The following is a 16263-nucleotide window of genomic DNA, read 5'->3' as shown; positions in this document are numbered from 1 at the left end:
ACGTGACCGAGTTCATCCCACCAGGTACCCGCTGGATCGACCTGCCTTCACCGTTTCCGATGAAGCGTGGCGGTGAGTTGCACGGCGCGCGCATGGCCTACGAGACCTGGGGCACGCTCAACGCGGCACGCGACAATGCGGTGTTGATCGTCCCCGGGCTGTCCCCCAACGCGCACGCCGCGGCCAACCCAGCCAACCCGGAGCCGGGCTGGTGGGAGCCGATGGTCGGTCCGGGCAAACCGATCGACAGTGATCGCTGGTTCGTGATCTGCACCAATTCGCTGGGCAGCTGCAAGGGCTCGACCGGGCCAGCGTCGATCAACCCGGACAACGGCGCACCTTATCGGTTCGACTTTCCCGAGTTGTCGATCGAGGATGGCGCACAGGCGGCGGCCCACGTGGTTCGCCAGCTCGGCATCGAGCAACTGGCCTGCCTGGTCGGCAACTCGATGGGCGGGATGGCCGCACTGGCGATGCTTGCCCTGCAACCGGGCATCGCCCGTACCCACCTGAATATTTCCGGTGCCGCCCGCGCGCTGCCCTGGTCGATTGCAATCCGCTCGCTGCAACGCGAGGCCATCCGGCTGGATCCCAACTTCAACCAAGGCACTTACGACGATGAGCACTACCCCGAGTCGGGCATGCGGATGGCGCGCAAACTTGGGGTGATCACCTACCGTTCCGCGCTGGAATGGGATGGCCGGTTCGGCCGCGTGCGCCTGGACTCCGATGACACCGACGACGAACCGTTCGGGCTCGAATTCCAGGTCGAGAGCTACCTGGAGGCACACGCCCGTCGCTTCGTGCGCCACTTCGACCCCAATTGCTACCTCTACCTCAGCCGCTCGATGGACTGGTTCGACCTGGGCGACCATTGCCCGCAGGCCAGCGGCGACAACCGGGCGCGCACGCGTTCCGGCCTGGCCGCGATCCGGATCGACAAGGCGCTGTCGATCGGTGCCGAGAGCGACATCCTGTTCCCCCTGCAACAACAACAGGAGATCGCCGACGGCCTGGCCGACGGTGGTGCCGACGCGCGCTGCCTGCCGATGCCTTCGCCGCAGGGACACGATGCCTTCCTGGTCGACTTCGACCGTTATGGCCCCGCCGTGCGCGGTTTTCTCGACAGCCTGTAGGGTCATTCAGCCATCGCCTGTCACGCGCGCCTGTCTTGCGTAGAATCAATGCCATGACCAACCAAGCCCTGCCCGACGTTGCCTTCACCGGCCGCGCCAAACTCGTTACCGCCCTGGACGCCGCCGTGGCTCATGGCGACGAGCACGAGATCACCGCCGCACTGCGCAACACCTTGTGCCGGATGATCCGCGATCGCGATATCCAGCTGCCCGAGTGCGTCTTCGAACCGATCGAGTCCCACTACGCCCGCCGCGAGATCTATCGCAGCCCCGAGCACGGCTACAGCGTCGTGGCGATGACCTGGGGGCCCGGCCAGGGCACACCGGTACACGACCACTGCGGCCTGTGGTGCGTGGAGGGGGTCTGGGATGGCGGGCTGGAAATCACCCAGTACGAGCTGCTCGAACGCGATGGCGAGCGCTTCCGCTTCCGTGGCGCCGGCGGCATGGTCGCCGGCCCCGGCAGCGCAGGCAGCCTGATCCCGCCCCACGAATACCACTCCATCCGCAACAGCAGCAACGACGAGATCGCGATCTCGGTGCACATCTACAAGGCCCCGATGGAAGCTTGCTCGATGTTCGTGCCCGATCAAGGCGAGTGGTTCACCCGCGCCGCGCAGGCACTGGAAACCGACGAGGCCGGCTGAGACCCACCGCATTACCGCCTGACAAACAAGAAAGGCCTGCGATCGTTCGCAGGCCTTTCTTGTTTGTCTCTGGTGCCGAAGGGGGGACTCGAACCCCCACAGTGTCTCCACCGGCGGATTTTGAATCCGCTGCGTCTACCGATTCCGCCACTTCGGCCAGCCCGGAAGTATAACGGACCCATGGGGACACACTCCAGCTTTTTGCCGCACCGCGTCCAAGATCTATGTCCGATGCGGCGGCAGCGGCGGTGCCGGCCAGGGCCACCAACCCTGCCCGCTCATGGCGTAGCGATCCGCCGCCCGCTCGAACCGGTTGTGCACGCTTACTGCGCCACACAGCAGGTATAGCGGCAGGAACAGCACGCCCAGCGCCATGTATTGGTAGACGTGGGCGCGTTCGTGATCGCCCAGACGCACCGGCGGGTCTTCACACAACCCGGCTCGATGCGCGTAGGTCCGACAAGTGCTGTCGAGGTCGCCGCCGGTATGGATGATCACATTGCCCAGCGTGAGCGCACCACCCGGCCCCCAACGCCAGCCATGGAATACCACCGCCAGCTCAGCAGGTTGCCAATGCACATGCGCGCCAGACGGCATCCCCGCAACACCAAGCAGTAATCCGACCAGCGTGTTGGGCGACGTCCACGCCATTCCCAGGACCAGCGCCACCCGCCGCCATGACACTTCCGTCAGCCAGCCTCTTCGGGCATCAGCAGCCACAGGATCAGGTACGCCAGGATGCCGGGGAACGCCGCGGAGGCGATCGAGACGATCACGAAAACGACCCGCACCAATGTCGAGCTCCAGCCGAAGCGCCGGGCAATGCCACCCATGACGCCGGCCAGCATGCGATCGTGACGCGATCGGGTGAACGGACGTGATGAAGATTCCATGCGATTTCGGGGTCAGCGGAGGAGTAAAACCAGTCTAGCGCGGCAAGGTGACGACCGCGTCGCGCCGGAGGACCGTTCGCTACCCACTGCGCGACGCCAGCCAGTCGTGGATCGATTGCGGGACCTCGCGCTGGGCGCGGCTGGAGACGTAGATGCCGATATGACCGCCACGGAATGACAGCTCGCTGTAGTCGTCGCTGCCGACCAGGCCACCCAGCGCCTTGGACGAAGACGGCGGAACCAGATGGTCGTGCTGGGCGAAGACATTCAATACCGGCATGTCGACGTCGGCCAGGTCGACCGCCTTTCCGCCGATCTCGATCCCCCCATTGAGGAACCCGTTGGCCTGGTAGAACTGCTTGGCGAACTGGCGGAATGCCTCACCAGCCTGGTCGGGCGAATCGAAGATCCAGTTCTCCATGCGCAGGAAATCCTCCAGCGCATCCCTGTCATCGAGGATGTCGACCAGCCCGACGTACTTCTGCACGAACAGCCGCCACGGCTTGAGCGTCAGGTAGGTGAAATTCATCATGTCGGCCGGGATGTTGCCCAGCGCGTCGACCATCGCGTCGACGTCGATCCCGCGTACCCAGTTGGCGAGCATGTTGTCGTCGGTGTGGAAATCGACCGGGGTGACCATGGTGACCAGGTTCTGCACTTTCCCCGGGTTGAGCGCGGCGTAGCACAACGAGAACGCACCGCCCTGGCAGATGCCGAGCAGATTGATGGCATCCAGTTGGTGCGCAGCGCGCAGATGGTCAACCGCGCCACCGAGGTAGCGCTGGATGTAGTCCTCCAGCTCCAGGTAGCGGTCGGAACGATCCGGATAACCCCAGTCGAGGATGTAGACGTCCTCGCCGCGCTCAAGCAGCCCGCGCACGATCGATTTGTTGGCCTGCAAGTCGACCATGTAGGGACGATTGACCAACGCGTAGGCGATCAGCAATGGCACCTTTGCCGTCGGCGCGCGCCCGCCCTCCAGCGTGGCACCCTGATAGCGATACAACACCACCTTGCCGTCGCGCCAGACCTCTTGCCTGGGCGTTGCGCCATAGCTGATATCACCCACTTCATGCAGCGTGTCGAGGCCGGCGCGCAGCCTGGCCTGCATCTGGATCGCGTCCTTCGCCATCGTTTCGGGGCTGAAGTCGAGCGGGCCGGTGTTGAACATATTGGGCTTGTCCATGTCAGCGTGCCTTTGCGGCGGACTTGGCTACCCCGCGTCGTGATGCGGACGCGGGCTTGCCGGTTGTGGATTTCGTTTTCTTCGCAGCCGGTTTCTTGGCAACCGGTTTTTTGGCCGTGGATTTCTTTGCCGGTGCCTTCGTGACTTTCTTCACGGTCTTCTTCGCGACCTTTTTCACCGGCTTCGCTTTTGCGGCCTTGTTCGTCGCCGCCGTCGAAGGCGCACGCCCGTTATTGGGACTGGGCCTTGTCGGTGGCGACCCGGTCGCGCCGGAAGCCAGCTGGTCGCGCAAGCGACGCAGCTCGCGTTCCAGCTGGACGATCTTGCGATGCACCGTATCCACCTCGCTGCGGGTGGGCACGCCCATTGCCTCACCAACCTGTTCGATCTCGCGTTGCACCGCGGTGCGCAGCCGCATCTGCGAGTTCACCATCGCGCCGTAGGCCTCACGGAAGCGCGGCGACAACGCGATCTCGGAGTACGTCTCCTCAGCGGCATCAATCCACAGGTCAAACAGTGCCCGCGCGGATTCAAGCTTCTTGCCGGGCTCGCTGCACTCGGTCAGTTTCTCTTCGAAACGCTTGAATGCATCCTGCAACGCCTGCGCCATCAGTGCCTGGTACGCCCGGCCCTGCTGCTGGTGGTCTTGCTGCGCCTGGGCAAGCTGCTGCCAGCGCTGCTGGTGCTCGCGGGTGAATCCCACTGCGGGCGTGCCCAGCCAGGTTTGCCCACCGGCCTGCATTTTCTCCAGCCACGGAGTCACCTGCTCGAACCATTGCTCGAAGCCTTGCTGACCCGGTCCGTGCATGTCCCGCAGCGCATCGGCAAACGGGTTGCCACCGGCGCCGCCGAGGATACTTTTCCAGGCCTCCGCGATCTCCGTCGCGCCCGCATCCTGGCCTGCGAATCGGGTGGCCAACTGCTGCATCTGCGCGAACCAGCCGCGTGTCTGGTCGGTAAAGCGCTCGACGGCCGCATCGGCCGGACCCTTGCCGCCACTGGCCAGTTGCGACCACCATGCGGTCGCCTCGTTCCAGCCCGGCATCGCGGCTGCCGCACCCGGAGACGCCGCGCCTGCGAAACCGGCACCCGGGAAACCTCCGCCGGGAAACCCGGCGGCCGAGACTCCTGGCATCGACGGCGTCGTCGCGGGCGCGGCGCGCAACATCTCGCCCCAGCGACTCCAATACTGCCGCGCCAGCGACTCGAAATCGTCATTGCCGGAACCGCCTCCGGCACCACTGCCAAAACCCCCGGGCGAAAAGCCACCCGTACCGAACCCGTGATTGGCCATTTCATCCTCCAAGCGTGAGCTTGATCATAACAACGCGACACCTGGATGCGTGGTGGATGCCTAGGGTTTGGGAATGCGCACCGTCTTGCTGATCATCAAGGTGCCCGACAAAGCGAACATCAACACCAGCGGATGGAACTGCCACGGCCCCAGCTTGACCATGCCCAGCCACAGGTCGGCGCCGATTGCGCCCTGCCCGGCCGCGATCCACAGCACCACCACCAACACCAGGCTGGTCGGGATCGGCGTGCCCTCGAAGAACTTGACCTTGCCCTCGGCGCCGGACAACTGCTCGGCTGTGACGTTGTAGCGCGCCAGCCGGCTGACCCCGCAACCGACGAAGTAACTCAGCACCACCCAGTCCCAGCCACCCTGAAGACCACAGGCGTAAGCCAGTGCGGCGGGGGCGACCCCGAACGAGATCACATCGGCCAGCGAGTCCAGCTCCCGGCCCAGGGTGGACGCCGACTTGCGCCAACGCGCGATGCGACCGTCAAGCGCATCGAATATGAAAGCCAGCGGGATCAGCGCCATGCCGATCATCAAGTCGAACACGATCCCTTCCTGGAGGAAGCGCATCGCGGCAAAAACCGCCCCGGTGCCGCAGAAGGCGTTGCCGAGGGTGAACCAGTCCGCGAGGGCGAATTCGCGAAGCATCGAGAAATGGCGGCGTTGCTGCATTCATTGGCTCCCGTGTGGTTCGCCATCATCGCGCAAACCGAGGCGTCCAGCCTGCCAAATGGCGGGTGAAAGCAAAATCATCCCGTCGATCCACCCGCATGGCCCGAGCGTTGCGGGAGCGACGTCAGCCGCGATCACAGGGTCGGTGCGCGCGATCCACCATCCGATCGCGGCTGAAGCCGCTCCTACAATAGGTTTCGAAGGACGCTACCCGGAAACAGTATCGCGATGGCCCCACCCCGCAAAATCCTGCATGTCGACATGGATGCGTTCTACGCGTCGGTCGAGCAGCGCGACGACCCTTCGCTGCGCGGTCGACCGGTGGTCGTCGCCTGGCGAGGCGGGCGCTCGGTGGTGTGCGCGGCCAGCTACGAGGCGCGCAAGTTCGGGGTGCATTCGGCGATGCCCGCGATCCGCGCCGAGCGGCTGTGTCCGCAGGCGGTATTCGTACCGCCGGATTTCGTCCGTTACAAGGCGGCATCAAGGCAGGTGCGCGAGATCTTCGCCCGCCACACCGACCTCATCGAACCGCTGTCGCTGGACGAGGCTTACCTCGACGTCACGGCTGCCAAGACCGGTCTGCCGTCGGCCACCGCGACCGCCGAGGCGATCCGTGCCGCAATTTTTGATGAGACCGGGTTGACCGCCTCGGCCGGGGTTGCGCCGAACAAGTTCCTGGCCAAGATCGCCTCGGACTGGAACAAACCCGATGGCATCTGCGTGGTGCGCCCGCGGCAGGTCGATGCATTCCTGTTGCCGCTGGCCGTCGGTCGCTTGCCGGGAGTCGGCAAGGTGATGCAGGGCAAGCTGGCCGAACTGGGTATCGCCACGGTCGGTCAGTTGCGCTCGCTGCCGGCGGCCGAACTGGAGTTGCGTTTCGGCCGCTGGGGGCGACGCCTGCACGAACTCTCGCTCGGCATTGACGACAACCCCGTGCGCTCCGAGCGCCCGACCATGCAGATCTCGTCAGAAGACACCTTCGAGCACGACCTGCTGCTGGATGCGCTGGAACCGCACATCCGACGCCTCGCCGAGAAGACCTGGGCGGGTTACCAGCGCGAACGCACCCGGCACCAAGGCCGGCTTGCCCGCACCGTGGTGCTCAAGCTCAAGACCCATGACTTCCGCACCCTCACCCGCAGCCTGACCCCGGCCATGCAACCGACGACACTGGAAGTGCTGGCCGACATCGCCTGTGAGTTGCGCACGCGGGTGGAATTGCCGGCGGGTACGCGTTATCGACTGGTGGGGGTCGGACTGTCCGGTTTCGTCGACCAGGACGATGTGCGCGTCCAGTCGGACCTGTTCGAGCACGACTGACTTCCTCCTTTCGTTGTCTTTCGTCTTCGCCGTCTTTGGTGGCGCACGACGATTCCCGGCAGTCTCATGCATTGGGACGGTCGACGGAAATACTGGACTGACGGAGGCAACTGCCTTCGGCTTCTACCAGGAACGTCTGGACCATTCGGCTTTTGCCCGCCATGCCCGCGAAGTTTGCCCGTCATTCCCGCGAAGGCGGGAATCCAGAGTCCGTTCGCGGGGATGATGGCCACAGATCAGAATCCACCTTAACTTTAATATTCAACTAATTGATTTTAATGACTTCTACTTCTATCGCCTGATTGTTACTAGAATTAGTACCATGCATCTGACCGATACCCAACGCCGCCTGCTCGACTTCCTCCGCGAACACATCGCCGAGCACGGCTATCCGCCGTCGCAGATGGACATCGCCCGGGCGTTCGGGTTCCGCCAGAACCGTTCGGCGCGCTATCACCTGGAGGCGCTGGCCCAGGCGGGATTGATTGAGCTGTCGGCCGGGCTTGCACGCGGCATCCGGCTCACGTCGCCGCGTCGCACTTCCGCCGTCAACGCCGGCCTGCTGCAGGTACCTTTGCTCGGCCGGGTCGCTGCAGGCACACCAATCGGCTCAGACCCCGAGATACGGCGCGAAGTCACCCTTGATCCGTCATTGTTCCGCCTGCGCCCGGACTACCTGCTGGAGGTCGAGGGCGAGTCGATGCTGCTCGACGGCATCCTGCCCGGCGACCTGATCGGGGTGCACCGCATTGTCCAGGCGCGCAACGGCCAAACCGTGGTCGCGCGGGTCGAGGGCGAGCTGACGGTGAAACGGCTCGACAACGGCGGCTCCGAGACCGGCAGCCGGCACCTGCGCCTGCTACCGCGCAATCCGGCCTATGCACCGATCGAGATCGATGCGAGCGTCACCGATTTCGCGATCGAAGGGCTGTTTGCCGGATTGGTGAGGCCAAGCTGATGAGCGCCGTGGTCGCCCTTGATGCCTTGCTGAAATCGCGTCAGGTCTGGCGTGGCCAGCCGGCGCCGCGCGCACCGTCGCGACATCCCACCGGCTTCGCGCTGCTGGACGACGCCCTGCCCGACGGCGGCTGGCCCGAAACCGCATTGACCGAACTGCTGCTGCCGGCCGACGGCGTAGGCGAGTTGCGCCTGCTGTGGCCCACCCTCGCCCGGCTGTCGCGCGCCGACGGCATGGTCGCGCTGATCGCACCACCGTACTTGCCGTTTGCCGCCGCCTGGGCAAGCGCCGGAGTGCAACTCAACCGCTTGCAGATAATCCGCACCGACCCGCGCAATGCATTGTGGGCCGCCGAGCAGTGCCTGCGCTCGGCCGCCTGCTCGGCCGTGTTGTGCTGGCCACAAAACGCCAACGACCGTGCCCTACGTCGCCTGCAGGTCGCCGCAGAAACCGGCCAGTGCCTCGGTTTCGCGATGCGCCCAATGAAGGCGGCAACGAACCCGTCGCCGGCCGCGTTGCGGATCGCAATCGACGTCGACCCGGCGCAACTGCGCGTACTCAAGTGCCGCGGCGGCAACCCGCCCACGCGAGCCATCCCGTTTGCGCAAGCCACGGTTTTATCTGCTCAACCGCCAGCAGTCACTGCTCTTCCCATCCAGTCGCCCACGACAATCGGACAGGGGGTGGCCGCCCCCATTCCCTTCCGCCCCCGCGCCCTTCCGACGCAGGCGCAGTGAGCACGACCGATGCTCTGGGCCTGCATCCTCCTGCCGCAACTGGCGCTCGACGGCGTCCTGCGCCGCCACCACGACTCCGACGCCCCGCTGGTATTGGTGACCGGGCCGGCGCAACGCCGCGTGCTGCGCGCAGTCAACACCGCAGCGAAAACCGCCGGTCTGCGCGCCGGCCAATCGTTGGGCGCGGCGCAAGCACTCTGCAGCCGATTCACTGCCGCCGAGCATGATCCGGCCGAGGTCGAGCGCTGGCATGACTTCCTGGCCGCCTGGGCGTACCGCTACAGCTCGCTGGTCAACCGCACCATGCCCTCGGCGCTGCTGCTGGAGGTCGAAGCCAGCTTCAAGCTGTTCGGCCCGTGGCCACGGTTCGAGACCCAACTGCGCGCAGACCTGACCGAACTCGGCTTCCGCCACCGCATCACCCTGGCGCCCAACCCGTACGCCGCCCGCGCACTGGCCAACGTGCACGACGGCCTGGCGATTGCCCACGACATGCCGCTGCACAATGCGCTGGGCCAGTTGCCGGTCGAACGCAGTGGACTGGCCCCGGAAGTGGCGACCAGCCTCGCCCGCATGGGCCTGCGCAAGCTGCGGCAAGTCCTCGTCCTGCCCCGCGCCGCGCTCGGCAAACGGGTCGGCAAGGACGCGCTCGCCCACTTGGACCGGCTGACCGGCGCGCTGCCAACGCCGCTGCGCTACTACCAGCCACCGGACTCGTTCACTTCACGGATCGAGCTCAACTACGACGTCGAATCCAGCCAGGCGCTGCTGTTCCCGCTACGCCGGCTGACCGGCGACCTGGCCGCCTACCTGGCCGGTCGCGACGGCGGCGTGCAGCGTTTCACCCTGGTGCTGGAACACGAACGCTGCGCCGACAGCGAGCTGGTGGTTGGCCTGCTCGCACCCGAGCGCAACCCGGCGATGCTGTTCGAACTGGCCCGCAGCCGACTCGAGCAGATGCGGGTGCCCGCCCCGGTACGCGGCTTGCGATTGATTGCCTGCGAGCTGCCACCGTTCGTGCCCGCCGGCCGGGATCTGTTTGACACCCGGCCGCAGCAGGCGGTGCCGTGGGAGCAACTGCGCGAACGCCTGCGTGCGCGCCTCGGCGACGAGGCGGTGCATGGCCTTGGCATGCGCGCCGACCACCGCCCGGAACGCTCATGGCAGGCCGAACCGGCACGCGTGATTGATGTCCCCACTACACCACGCCCCGGCTGGCTGCTGTCGAAACCACTGCCGCTGCGGGACCGCCATGTCCGCATCGTCGCCGGCCCCGAACGGATCGAGACTGGCTGGTGGAATGGCGACGTGCGCCGCGATTACTACCAGGTCGAGACCAGCCACGGCCAGCGCGCCTGGGCGTTCCGGCAGGCCGGCGATGCCGCCGGTGACGGGCGCGCCGATGGCTTCATGCTGCACGGGTGGTTCGGGTGAGGCGGGGATCCAGTGCCTCGGTTGCTGGCAGAGCCAAAGTCGCTGGGTTCCCGCCTTCGCGGGAACGACGGGGGAGCGGACGCACATGATCCCCTTACCCGCCTACGCCGAACTGCACTGCCTGTCCGCCTTCAGCTTCCAGCGCGGCGCCTCGACCGCTCCCGAGCTGTTCGAGCGCGCCAGACAGCAAAGCTACACCGCGCTGGCGATCACCGACGAGTGCTCGCTGGCCGGCATCGTGCGTGCGCTGGAAGCTTCCGACCGGTTCGGCGTGAAGCTGATCGTCGGCAGCGAAATGCAAATCGAGGACGGTCCCAAACTGGTACTGCTGGTCGAGGACGCCACCGGTTACACCGCGCTGTGCCGCCTGATCACCCTCGCCCGCCGCCGCGCGCGCAAGGGAGAATATCGATTGCTGCGCGAGGACTTCGTCGACACCGACGGCCTGCTTGCACTCTGGCTACCCGGCGAACAGCCCGACAGGGCGCACGCAGGCTGGGTGAAGACCACCTTCCCCGACCGCGCCTGGCTTGCGGTCGAGCTGCACCGCGGCCCTGACGACGAGGCGCGGGCAGCGCAACTACGGCAAGCCGCCGACTGCCTCGGCCTGCCGCTGGTCGCCGCCGGCGACGTCCACATGCACGTGCGCGGCCGTCGCGCGTTGCAGGACACGATGACCGCGATCCGCTACCACGTCACCGTTGCCGAAGCCGGCCACCGCCTGTTCCCGAACGGCGAACGTCATTTGCGCAGCCGTCGCGCGCTGGCCGCGATCTACCGACCCGACGACCAGGCCGACCTGCTCGCCGAAACCCTGCGCATCGCCGATCGCTGCAGTTTCAGCCTGCGCGACGACCTTAAATACCAGTACCCGCACGAACTGGTCCCATCCGGCCATGACGCCACCAGCTGGCTGCGCCACCTGGTTGAGCAAGGTGCGCGCTGGCGCTGGCCCGACGGCATGGATGACAAGGCCCACGCATTGATCGACAAGGAACTCGCCCTCGTCACCGAGAAGCGCTACGAGTCCTACTTCCTGACCGTGCACGACATCGTCCGCTTTGCCCGTTCGCAGGGCATCCTGTGCCAGGGCCGCGGTTCGGCCGCCAACTCGGTGATCTGCTACACGCTGGGCGTGACCGAAATCGATCCTGTCCGCATGAACATGTTGTTTGAGCGATTCCTGTCGAAGGAACGCGACGAACCGCCGGACATCGATATCGACTTCGAGCACGAGCGCCGCGAGGAAGTGCTGCAGTATGTGTTCAACCGCTACGGCCGCGAACGCGCCGCGCTGACCGCGGTAGCCACCCAGTACCGCGGCCGCGGCGCGGTGCGCGATGTCGGCCGCGCGCTCGGCCTGCCGACCGACGTGGTCGGCGAGCTGGCATCGACGATGGATCGCTGGGGCGGCCACGCACCCATCGCCGAGCATCTGCGCGAACGCGGCTTCGACCCTGACTCACCGCTGCTGCACCAGGTGATCGCGTTGACCGCCGAGTTGATCGGCATGCCCCGCCACCTGTCGCAGCATCCCGGCGGCTTCGTGATCTCCGAATACCCCTTGCACACCCTGGTGCCGGTGGAAAATGCGGCAATGGACGACCGCACCATCATCCAGTGGGACAAGGACGACCTCGACGAGATCGGCCTGATGAAGGTCGACTGCCTTGCGCTGGGCATGCTGACCGCGGTCCGCAAGACGTTCGACCTGTTGCGTGGATCCGGTCGGCGCGACATGGCGGCGCTGGCCGATATCCCGCCCGAGGACACCCAGACCTACGAGATGATCGGCCGGGCCGACACTATCGGCGTGTTTCAGATCGAATCGCGGGCGCAGATGGCGATGTTGCCGCGACTGCGTCCCAAGGAATTCTACGACCTGGTGATCCAGGTCGCGATCGTCCGCCCCGGCCCGATCCAGGGCGACATGGTCAATCCCTACCTGCTGCGCCGCACCGGCAAGGAGCCGGTCGAATACCCCTCCGAAAAACTGAAGGCCGTGCTGGAACGCACCCTCGGCGTGCCGCTGTTTCAGGAACAGGTGATGCAGATTGCGATGGCCGCGGCCGATTACACCCCCGGTGAAGCCGACCAACTGCGCCGCTCGATGGCGGCCTGGAAGCGCCGTGGCGGACTGGAGCCGCACCGCGAGCGGTTGATGACCGGCATGCTCCGCAATGGTTACAGGCGCGAGTACGCCGAGCGTATCTTCGAGCAGATCAAGGGCTTCGGCGACTACGGCTTTCCCGAGTCGCACGCGGCCAGCTTCGCCCTGATCGCCTACGCCAGCAGCTGGCTCAAATGCCACGAGCCAGCCGCATTCGCCTGCGCGCTGATCAACTCCTGGCCGATGGGCTTCTACTCGCCCGACCAGTTGCTGCAGGACGCTCGCCGGCACGGCATCCGCACCCTGCCCGTGGACGTGCGCCACAGCAATTGGGATTGCAGCCTGGAAGCGTTGCCCTCCCTGCTCCCGTCGCCCCCCTCATTACCGTCATCCCCGGCACCATCACCCCCGATGCCGTCATTCCCGCGAAAGCGGGAACCCAGCGACTTGGATACCGCGGGTCCGCCAGATACACCAAAGTCACTGGATCCCCGCTTTCGCGGGGATGACGCACGACAACCTGCGATCCGCCTCGGCCTGCGGATGATCCGTGGCTTCCCGCCCGACGCCGCGGGCCGCATCGAGGTCGCGCGCAAGCAGCGCGCGTTCACCGACGTCGCCGATCTGTGCGCCCGCGCCGCACTCGACCGCCGCCAGCAATCCCTGCTCGCCGATGCCGGTGCCCTGCGCGGCCTCGCCGGCCATCGCCACCGCGCCCGTTGGGCGATCACCGGGGTCGAGCCGCAGTTGCCGCTGTTCGCCGACACCCCGGCGACGCGAGAAAGCGAGACGATCGTGTTGCCGCTGCCCAGTGCCGACGAGGACATGCGTGCCGACTACGCGATGATCGGCACCACCCTTGGCCGCCATCCGCTGGCGCTGATCCGCAAGCAACTGTCGGCACGCCGCTACCAACGTTCCGGCGAAGTCGCTGCATTGCCGCACGGCCGCCACGTCCGCATCGCCGGCCTGGTCACCCTGCGCCAGCGCCCGCAGACCGCCAGCGGCGTTATCTTCATGACCTTGGAGGACGAGGACGGCATGACCAACGTGGTGGTCTGGCGCGACCTCGCCGAACGCCAGCGCCGCGAGTTGCTGGAGTCGCGACTGCTCGCGGTCGAGGGCCGGCTGGAGTGCAAGGACGGCGTGCAACACCTGGTCGCGAAGCGGCTGCAGAACCTGAGCGGACTGCTCGGCGACCTCGACACCCGCTCGCGCGATTTCCATTGATTCCGCGACTTTTACCCATCGCCTTGACCTCGGCGCCGCCCATCCGTGGCCTATTTTCCCTTCGCTCCACGTTCGCCGGATAACAGGGAGCTGCGCGTTCAGGAGACAAAGACCATGGTCAACGGCCTCGTACACGACCGCCGTCGCGTGACCCCCAGTGATGGGCACAGCTTGCGTAGTTGCCTCAACGAAGCCCAATGCGGCGCATTGCGTGCCTTGGAATATTTCGGCTGGACGTTGCGTTTTGTACGCAATCCGTCCGCGCCGATACCCGTGATGTTCGCCACCGACAACACCTTTCTGGTAATCCGCGCGGATGGCAGCATCGATGACCGCGCCAAGCTCGCGGTCCGGAAGCAGGCCGACGGCTGATATCGCCATCGACGCGGCGACCGTGCGCGCACGAAAAAGCGGGCCGAAGCCCGCTTTTTCGTGACGATGATGCGTGCGCGGCTTACTCGGCCGGCGTGCCCTCGCCGTCGTTGACCGCCTTCATCGACAGGCGGATACGGCCCTGCTTGTCGACTTCCAGCACCTTGACCTTGACCACGTCGCCTTCCTTGAGCACGTCGCTGACCTTCTCGACGCGATCGTTGGAGATCTGCGAGACGTGCACCAGTCCGTCCTTTCCGGGGGAGATGGTGACGAACGCGCCGAAGTCCATGATCTTGGCGACCTTGCCTTCGTAGATGCGGCCCGGCTCGACGTCGGAAGTGATCTGCTCGATCCGGTCCTTGGCCGCCTGGCCGGCAGCCGCATTGACGGAGGCAACGGTGATCGTGCCATCGTCCTGGATGTCGATCTGGGTGCCGGTCTCCTTGGTGATCGCCTGGATCACCGAGCCGCCCTTGCCGATCACTTCGCGGATCTTGTCGGGGTGGATCTTGATCGTGATCAGGCGCGGTGCGAATTCGCTGAGCTCGCCACGCGGGGCGGTCATTGCACTTTCCATCTCGCTAAGGATGTGCAGGCGGCCTTGCTTGGCCTGGGCCAGCGCGGCTTTCATGATCTCTTCGGTGATGCCCTGGATCTTGATGTCCATCTGCAGGGCGGAGATGCCCTCGCTGGTGCCGGCGACCTTGAAGTCCATGTCGCCGAGATGATCCTCGTCACCCAGGATGTCGGACAACACGACGAAGTCGTTGCCTTCCTTGACCAGGCCCATCGCGATACCGGCAACCGGCGCCTTGATCGGCACGCCGGCGTCCATCAGCGCCAGCGACGAGCCGCAGACCGAGGCCATCGAGGACGAACCGTTGGACTCGGTGATCTCCGAGACCACGCGGATGGTGTACGGGAACGCTTCCATCGTCGGCATCACTGCCAGCACGCCGCGCTTGGCAAGGCGGCCGTGGCCGATCTCGCGACGCTTCGGGCCCATCATGCGACCGGCTTCACCCACCGAGTAGGGAGGGAAGTTGTAATGGAACAGGAAGTGGTCCTTGTACTCGCCCGCGACGGCGTCGATGACCTGGCCATCACGCGCGGTGCCCAGGGTGACCGCAACGATGGCCTGGGTCTCGCCGCGGGTAAACAACGCCGAGCCGTGCACACGTGGCAGGATGCCTACCCGCGAGGCAATCGGGCGCACGGTGTCCAGCGCACGGCCGTCGATACGGACCTTGCTGCTCAACACCGAGCCACGCATGGTGCCGTACTCGAACACGCTGAACTGCTTGGACAGGTCAGAGGTCTTCCAATCGTTGGCTTCCGCCTGCGGCGCCAGTGACGCAATCACGTCTTTCTTCAACGCCGAGATGGCGTCCTTGCGCTCCAGCTTGTCGCTGACCGCGAAAGCCTGGGTCAGTCGATCACCAATGGCGGTCTTGAGCGCGTCAACCAGAGCCGGATCAGCGGCCGGTGCGGCCCAGGTCCACTTCGGCTTGCCGGCTTCGGCAACCAGCTCGTTAATCGCATTGATCGCGACCTGCATTTCCCTGTGGCCGAACATCACCGCGCCGAGCATCACGTCTTCCGACAGCACGTCGGCTTCGGATTCAACCATCAGCACCGCATCGGCGGTACCGGCGACGACCAGCTCCAGCTGGGAATCCTCCAGCTCGGTCTTGGTCGGGTTGAGCAAATACTGGCCGTCCTTGTAACCGACCTTGGCGGCGGCAATCGGGCCGTCAAACGGGGCACCCGACAACGCCAGCGCGGCGGATGCACCCAGCAGCGCCGGGATGTCGCCGTCGATTTCCGGGTTCATCGACATCACGGTGGCGATGATCTGGACTTCGTTGCGGAAGCCGTCCGGGAACAGCGGGCGGATCGGGCGATCGATCAGACGCGAGATCAGGGTCTCTTTTTCAGTCTGACGGCCCTCACGCTTGAAGAAGCCACCCGGGATACGGCCACCGGCGTAGAACTTCTCCTGGTAGTCGACGGTCAGGGGGAAGAAATCCTGACCCTCGCGCGCAGTCTTGTTGGCGACGGCGCTGACCAGCAGCACGGTGTCCTCGATGCGAACGATCACGGCGCCGCCTGCCTGGCGCGCGATCTCACCGGTTTCCAGGGTTACCTGGTGATTGCCGTACTGAAAGGTCTTGGTAATTTTCGCCACGTTGGTTTCCTATCGGTGCTGTGCGATCCGGTCATGGCCCTTGCCTTGCCCGGTCGGTCGCCGGCTCGCGACCT

13 protein-coding genes, 1 tRNA gene and 1 pseudogene are annotated in these 16263 nt (G+C 65.7%); 8 read left to right on the top strand and 7 right to left on the bottom strand.

Annotated elements, in window-relative coordinates; translation table 11 throughout:
• The first annotated feature begins 2 nt into the window (after nt 1-2).
• The gene (metX, locus tag ACW7G0_RS05065; protein WP_456988040.1) at nt 3-1136 is read left to right on the top strand and encodes a homoserine O-acetyltransferase MetX; all 1134 of its coding nucleotides are present in this window, start codon (nt 3-5) and stop codon (nt 1134-1136) included.
• 53 nt (nt 1137-1189) lie between these two features.
• A complete protein-coding gene (locus ACW7G0_RS05060; RefSeq protein WP_456988038.1) occupies nt 1190-1783 on the top strand; it encodes a cysteine dioxygenase in 594 nt (197 codons plus the stop codon).
• A 70-nt stretch (nt 1784-1853) separates the two neighbouring features.
• Here the strand turns inward: ACW7G0_RS05060 and ACW7G0_RS05055 are convergent.
• The 6 genes from ACW7G0_RS05055 to ACW7G0_RS05030 form a co-directional block, all read right to left on the bottom strand.
• Nucleotides 1854-1940: transfer RNA gene (locus ACW7G0_RS05055), tRNA-Leu, on the bottom strand.
• A 65-nt stretch (nt 1941-2005) separates the two neighbouring features.
• A complete protein-coding gene (locus ACW7G0_RS05050; protein ID WP_456988036.1) occupies nt 2006-2434 on the bottom strand; it encodes a hypothetical protein in 429 nt (142 codons plus the stop codon).
• 38 nt (nt 2435-2472) lie between these two features.
• On the bottom strand, nt 2473-2676 hold the full coding sequence (locus tag ACW7G0_RS05045; RefSeq protein ID WP_456961699.1) for a PspC domain-containing protein: 204 nt from the start codon (nt 2674-2676) through the stop codon (nt 2473-2475).
• Nucleotides 2677-2755: 79 nt separating this feature from the next.
• Nucleotides 2756-3862, bottom strand: coding sequence for a class III poly(R)-hydroxyalkanoic acid synthase subunit PhaC (locus tag ACW7G0_RS05040; protein ID WP_456988034.1), 1107 nt, complete (start codon nt 3860-3862; stop codon nt 2756-2758).
• A 1-nt stretch (nt 3863) separates the two neighbouring features.
• On the bottom strand, nt 3864-5156 hold the full coding sequence (phaE, locus tag ACW7G0_RS05035) for a class III poly(R)-hydroxyalkanoic acid synthase subunit PhaE (RefSeq protein ID WP_456988032.1): 1293 nt from the start codon (nt 5154-5156) through the stop codon (nt 3864-3866).
• A 60-nt stretch (nt 5157-5216) separates the two neighbouring features.
• Entirely contained in the window at nt 5217-5837 is a 621-nt protein-coding gene (locus tag ACW7G0_RS05030) for a CDP-alcohol phosphatidyltransferase family protein (RefSeq protein ID WP_456988031.1), read from the bottom strand.
• A 228-nt stretch (nt 5838-6065) separates the two neighbouring features.
• On the opposite strand from ACW7G0_RS05030, the gene dinB reads away from it, so the two are divergent.
• The 6 genes and pseudogenes from dinB to ACW7G0_RS05000 all read left to right on the top strand — a co-directional run bounded on the left by dinB (nt 6066) and on the right by ACW7G0_RS05000 (nt 13998).
• Complete coding sequence (dinB, locus tag ACW7G0_RS05025) at nt 6066-7157, top strand: DNA polymerase IV (protein ID WP_456988030.1); 1092 nt, start codon at nt 6066-6068, stop codon at nt 7155-7157.
• A gap of 322 nt (nt 7158-7479) precedes the next feature.
• Entirely contained in the window at nt 7480-8115 is a 636-nt protein-coding gene (gene lexA, locus ACW7G0_RS05020) for a transcriptional repressor LexA (protein ID WP_456988029.1), read from the top strand.
• A pseudogene (imuA, locus tag ACW7G0_RS05015) lies at nt 8115-8720 on the top strand (translesion DNA synthesis-associated protein ImuA); the annotation flags it as partial. The gene lexA and the pseudogene imuA, both read left to right, overlap by 1 nt.
• A 141-nt stretch (nt 8721-8861) precedes the next feature.
• Entirely contained in the window at nt 8862-10286 is a 1425-nt protein-coding gene (locus tag ACW7G0_RS05010) for a Y-family DNA polymerase (RefSeq protein ID WP_456988028.1), read from the top strand.
• A gap of 85 nt (nt 10287-10371) precedes the next feature.
• Entirely contained in the window at nt 10372-13626 is a 3255-nt protein-coding gene (locus ACW7G0_RS05005; protein WP_456988026.1) for an error-prone DNA polymerase, read from the top strand.
• A gap of 114 nt (nt 13627-13740) precedes the next feature.
• Nucleotides 13741-13998 carry a hypothetical protein gene (locus ACW7G0_RS05000; RefSeq protein ID WP_456988025.1) on the top strand — a complete coding sequence of 86 codons (258 nt, stop codon included), beginning with the start codon at nt 13741-13743 and terminating at the stop codon, nt 13996-13998.
• Nucleotides 13999-14080: 82 nt separating this feature from the next.
• On the opposite strand, the gene pnp is transcribed toward ACW7G0_RS05000, so the two are convergent.
• Nucleotides 14081-16189 carry a polyribonucleotide nucleotidyltransferase gene (gene pnp, locus ACW7G0_RS04995; RefSeq protein WP_456988023.1) on the bottom strand — a complete coding sequence of 703 codons (2109 nt, stop codon included), beginning with the start codon at nt 16187-16189 and terminating at the stop codon, nt 14081-14083.
• Between the last annotated feature and the right edge of the window lie 74 nt (nt 16190-16263).

It is taken from the genome of Lysobacter sp. A286 (assembly GCF_054052105.1).
This window is presented reverse-complemented; position numbering and strand designations above follow the sequence as displayed.

Excerpts from the sequence above, each read along its gene's own strand:
- ACW7G0_RS05060 (WP_456988038.1), top strand. The coding sequence starts at position 1,190 with ATGACCAACCAAGCCCTGCCCGACGTTGCCTTCACCGGCCGCGCCAAA.
- ACW7G0_RS05050 (WP_456988036.1), bottom strand. The coding sequence starts at position 2,434 with ATGGCGTGGACGTCGCCCAACACGCTGGTCGGATTACTGCTTGGTGTT.
- ACW7G0_RS05045 (WP_456961699.1), bottom strand. The coding sequence starts at position 2,676 with ATGGAATCTTCATCACGTCCGTTCACCCGATCGCGTCACGATCGCATG.
- ACW7G0_RS05040 (WP_456988034.1), bottom strand. The coding sequence starts at position 3,862 with ATGGACAAGCCCAATATGTTCAACACCGGCCCGCTCGACTTCAGCCCC.
- phaE (WP_456988032.1), bottom strand. The coding sequence starts at position 5,156 with ATGGCCAATCACGGGTTCGGTACGGGTGGCTTTTCGCCCGGGGGTTTT.
- ACW7G0_RS05030 (WP_456988031.1), bottom strand. The coding sequence starts at position 5,837 with ATGCAGCAACGCCGCCATTTCTCGATGCTTCGCGAATTCGCCCTCGCG.
- dinB (WP_456988030.1), top strand. The coding sequence starts at position 6,066 with ATGGCCCCACCCCGCAAAATCCTGCATGTCGACATGGATGCGTTCTAC.
- lexA (WP_456988029.1), top strand. The coding sequence starts at position 7,480 with ATGCATCTGACCGATACCCAACGCCGCCTGCTCGACTTCCTCCGCGAA.
- ACW7G0_RS05010 (WP_456988028.1), top strand. The coding sequence starts at position 8,862 with ATGCTCTGGGCCTGCATCCTCCTGCCGCAACTGGCGCTCGACGGCGTC.
- ACW7G0_RS05005 (WP_456988026.1), top strand. The coding sequence starts at position 10,372 with ATGATCCCCTTACCCGCCTACGCCGAACTGCACTGCCTGTCCGCCTTC.
- ACW7G0_RS05000 (WP_456988025.1), top strand. The coding sequence starts at position 13,741 with ATGGTCAACGGCCTCGTACACGACCGCCGTCGCGTGACCCCCAGTGAT.